We start from the raw sequence: 4,730 nt of genomic DNA on the forward strand, positions 1-4,730 counted from the left end.
GGCTCTCTTTTCCGCACTGACTGGCTCAAAACTCTGCAGAAGTGGCTCAATTCATCCGCAATAATCAATCTAATTCAGGAATCTTTAGTAACTTGTAACTTTCATTCAAAATTCTAACTGGTTTTAGACTATCAAGTTTATTTTTCTCTAATTTTTTATACCTTTCTATTTCAAGTTTAAACTTCTTGAGATTTCTTATTTTCCTTAAAATTTTGTTTTTCTCTGTTTTTAATTTATTGATTCTTTCAAGGTTGATCTCTATACTTTCTTCTTTATATGTACTACTTATTTCGTCAAATCTTTTCATCAGTTTAGCTGGGTCTGTTAAATCATAATCTATTAAATTAAATTCTTTTGCTTTCTTCGATAAATCAACTATATTCTTATTGAAAACTTCAACTTCTTTGTCTATTAGAGTTAGTTTTCTTCTCCATTGTTTTAAATCTGCCTTTAAAACATTAAGCTTTTCTTTCTTTAATAAATTTTCTTCTGTTTCAATCCCTACTGCTAAATCAAAAATATTCATTAATGCATCTCTATACCTGTCAATATTCTGCTTATCAAAGAATATCTCACTATGATCAATTGTATCACCTGATAGAGTATTAAACATAAAAAAGTACCGTGGTGATATCTTACTTCCTAAAGTGATATTTTTTCCTCCATATGGAAATACTGTTCTCTCAGTAATGCTAAATTCCTTATCAATAATTTTTTTAATTTGTTTTTCATCATTATTTACAGCAGGCATCTTTGGAATATAACCATCAGCATGAAAAAAATAATCTTTTGACACCTCTCTTTTCTCAATACATCTTCTACCAAGTGTATATACGTTATCATTAATATTAAAATTTATTCCATACCACGTAACATTTTCATTAATTATCTCATCAGTAATATCTGCTCTACTTCCAAAAAAACAATAATCAATAATACTTAATATTTCAGTTTTACCGGTTCCGCTGTCTCCTGTTATTACATTAATCTTATTTCTCCTAAATTTTATTTCCCTTAAATTTCCGCTTTTTAACCAAAGCAATATTTTATTTATACTAAATTTCATATTTCCACCCTTAATTGTAAATATAAATTTTCTTTCCTTTGATTTAGTAGTTCTCCAATACCTTTAGAGGCTTTTACTATATTAAACGCTCTTATTCCTATATCTTTTTTTTTTGTGCTTTCTAACAGCAAATTCTCGTCACTATCCTTCAAAACAATCATTCCATCTTCTTGAATTGAAATTAGATTCATAGCAGCTAATATAAGTGTTGAATTAGCTGATATTTCTAGCATTGAATAGAATCTTTCATTAAAATTCGAAAAAAATTCTGGTTTTTTTATTATTAACTGATCTATACTTTTAACATCTGTTCTTGAATCATTTATATATCTAACAATATTGTTATGAAAAGCTAATGGTAAAATTAACATAACTTTAGCACTACTCATTTTATGAGCATGTTTTAACACATAGTATATTGCTATCAATCCCAATACTTCATTGTTAAAGGAATCATTTGAATAATAATCGTTATTTCTGTAATTTACTTCCCTCAATTTTTATACAGTTCCTTCCAATCTATTCTCCAACCAATACTTGGTTCATCTGATAATACATAAAATTGGCCATTACTTAAATCTTGATCTAATTCAGTTTCGTCGATGGTCAGTTTTTCCCCTAAAACATCATAATAGCATTCTGTAGCACACTCTATTATTTCTTCACTATCAAGTTCATCAATACTTACTCTTCTAAGTTTCCTTTTTAGTTTTGCATGAGACTTTTTATGGGATATTTCCCATATCCTAATTGAATTACTATTAAATCTCATTTTCTCTTCTTCTGTTATTTCACTTTCTTGCAACCATTCCTCTATATTATTTAATAAAAGTATCTTTGAAGTAAAAATTGTTACTAACTCATCTTCATAATCTAAATCATCTTTATCTAAAATTTCAGCATCAAGTAGTTGTTTAATTGAAAGATAGCTATTATAATCGTCTGGTATTGGTTTTTTCGGTGTAATAAGTTTGATTGGGAGTTTTTTACTTCTTCCTAATTCAAAGTAACGGGTAAATCTCTTATAGTAGTCTTCAAAACTTATAATAACTTTTTTTCTTGATTTTACTTCTTCGTAGATCATCTTTCTCAAACTACTATCTATAGCGTGAAATACATTTTCTAGCCTTCTTTCCGGAACATTCTTTTCCTTCAAACGAGTGTAAATTAAATCAAATAGATCATCCTTACTTAAACAAAAGTCTAATTTTTTAATAAACTCTTCCACAAATTCATTATCTTTAGAGTGCAGTTTACTTATGTACTTATCAACTTGTGACTTATTTTTCCCTTTTTTTGGAGTGCATAATTTTAATAAATACTCCTTAAATGAGGTTATCGTTAAACTATTTTCTTTTAAAAGGTTTACTTTTTTTAAGAATTCATTCCTACTTGAATTAGATTTGTTTGTCACTAACAAGAAATTAGTATTTTTTATAAATTCAATTTGTGAATCACTTGCTGAGCGCCCCAATGCACTATCAGTAATTATATCTATCCAATTACTAATAGTTTTCCATAAGTCTTCATCTTTCACAGATAAAGTACCAGTGGAGGAAATTGAATGTTTTAGTTGAATCAACGTTTCCATTCCATCCCTCATCTCGATATGGACATCATCCTTCACTTCATATCCAACCGTTTGACCTTCTTTAATTTGTAAAAGTTCATTAAGAAAAAAATAATATTGATAATCAAACCCAATAGATTTAGAATCCGCAGAGGTCTTTTCTTGTATAGATTTTTCTTTACTCATAGCAAAAATCACCTTCACGCTTTCTTGTTTAGATATTTTTTATATATAAAACCTTTTCAAACTACAAGAATGTTCAGCGATGCCTAAATACCTTTTATAAGAAAAATACTCATTTTCCTTTACAAAAGTCTACTTTCAGTTATAAATTCCACAACTCATTAGACTTGTTCCTGATTCCCTACCGTACTTTTTTCCATCATCTAATATTTACATAGGAACAACAACTGATTCCCCGACTGCTGGCGCTAGTTTACACCGTTTCCTCGGCTTCTGTTTTTTCTAATTCTTTATTAATTTCCTTCATCTAATTTCTCTTTCTCTACACTTAAATTGTAACCGTTCTAATAATAGAGCTATTTAGTTTTCTTCATACCAATAATACTCATCTAAATATTTATTCTTACTTGGAAAACCAGAATCTATTAAATCTGCCAATTTTCTAGATTGTTCAGAATCACCCAGTGTATATCTACACATATATATCAATTTTTCCTTTTCAATTGGCAATTTACTTACTTGAAATTCCTCATATAAATTAAACAACTCACCAATTACTCCTAGTATAATAGCGGTTTCACTTGTATAAATTAATTTTGATTGCTCTTTGATATAATCTCTTTGAAAGTAACCTTTAAAATTTTCTACTTCTAAATTAAAATCCAACTGTTTATAACCTTCAAAAGAATAATTTTCGAGATTTCTATGATCCGATAGATGCTGTGGATAACTATAGGTCATTTTAGTGATATCAAATTCTTCTGTATGTAATTCTAAATACTTTTTCCAGACAAAACCATGCGAACCACCGCTACCTAAATTATTAATAATCCTTAGCTTTCCTTCGTTTATAAATGGATTAATTTCAATTTCAATGCCATATTTTGCATGACTAGGTATAAGTCTACCATTTTTATTTATGTTTCTATGGTATCCCTTACTATTAACTAACTTATAAATCTCTTCAACGAAGTTATTACTACTCCCAGTAACTATGTATCTAGACTTTCCTGCTAAGGTAATAATACTGTTTGCTAAATAGAATTTAGCATAATACGCTGTTATTTCTATCCAATGTTGAAGTCCACCATCATACAGTTTCAATGCACATAAGTAATTATAAAAAGCCTTATAAAAGTAAAATAACGATTCATGTAACAACAGTGCTTTAAAATAATCTAAATCCTGTTGATCTAATTCAATCTCAACCTGATTGTTATTAAAAGATTTTTTGAATAAATCAATATTTGTAGGATAGACATTTTTTATAAAAAGTGGCACATTCCATTCGCTAGGTCTAGGGGCGATACCTCTGATAGATAGACTTGTAGTGGTATAGTCTGTTTCTTTATAAAAATCAATTAAACTTTTTCTCTTCATAATTTCCCTCTTTTTTATAATTCTTGTAATTTTTTATAAAAAAATCAGAAGTTACCAAATAAAGGTTTAGCTTCTGATTGTCTAGGTTGAATTCAATCATAATGGTAGTGCATAGTCATTAATAAAATAATTTAAATCACATCAATACTATTTTGTAGCTCATGGCTAAAATTGTCAATGAATCTCCCTTTTTGTCTAGTAATATCTCCTTTACATTGGGAGTGTAGCTAAATAATAAAAGGAAAAGCAGATCCGGCTTAAAAGTCTAAACAATATTACGCTACATTTTGTAAACACAATTACATGATTTTTCATTACTTAATAACTAGCTAAATTAACAATTTCCATATTAATAGCTCACTTAAACAATGTTTAATTTTTATAAATGGGTGGTATAATAATGATGTTGTTAGGGCAACTTGTATTTCGGTCAGAGAGGCTGGGACATAACTAGCCAAAAGTAGTAAATCAAAACCACCCGTGTGAACGGGTGGTTTGCTCTACGGCTGAAAGCCTTTGTTACTGGCCAGC

Annotated in this window: 4 protein-coding genes; all 4 read right to left on the reverse strand. The window is 28.6% G+C overall.

The window, feature by feature from the left end:
* Positions 1-64 precede the first annotated feature (64 nt).
* The 4 genes from DCC39_RS18500 to DCC39_RS18515 all read right to left on the reverse strand — a co-directional run bounded on the left by DCC39_RS18500 (position 65) and on the right by DCC39_RS18515 (position 4,199).
* The gene (locus DCC39_RS18500) at positions 65-1,066 is read right to left on the reverse strand and encodes an AAA family ATPase (RefSeq protein WP_116556364.1); all 1,002 of its coding nucleotides are present in this window, start codon (positions 1,064-1,066) and stop codon (positions 65-67) included.
* The gene (locus tag DCC39_RS18505) at positions 1,063-1,563 is read right to left on the reverse strand and encodes a three component ABC system middle component (protein ID WP_116556365.1); all 501 of its coding nucleotides are present in this window, start codon (positions 1,561-1,563) and stop codon (positions 1,063-1,065) included. Before DCC39_RS18505 ends, DCC39_RS18500 begins: the two co-directional genes overlap by 4 nt.
* Positions 1,560-2,822 carry a hypothetical protein gene (locus tag DCC39_RS18510; RefSeq protein WP_116556366.1) on the reverse strand — a complete coding sequence of 421 codons (1,263 nt, stop codon included), beginning with the start codon at positions 2,820-2,822 and terminating at the stop codon, positions 1,560-1,562. Before DCC39_RS18510 ends, DCC39_RS18505 begins: the two co-directional genes overlap by 4 nt.
* Positions 2,823-3,179: 357 nt before the next feature.
* Positions 3,180-4,199 (reverse strand): hypothetical protein, encoded by a 1,020-nt coding sequence (locus DCC39_RS18515; protein WP_116556367.1) that lies wholly within the window; start codon positions 4,197-4,199, stop codon positions 3,180-3,182.
* Positions 4,200-4,730 lie beyond the last annotated feature (531 nt).

This window comes from Pueribacillus theae, assembly GCF_003097615.1.
Taxonomy (GTDB): Bacteria; Bacillota; Bacilli; order Bacillales; family UBA6769; genus Pueribacillus; species Pueribacillus theae.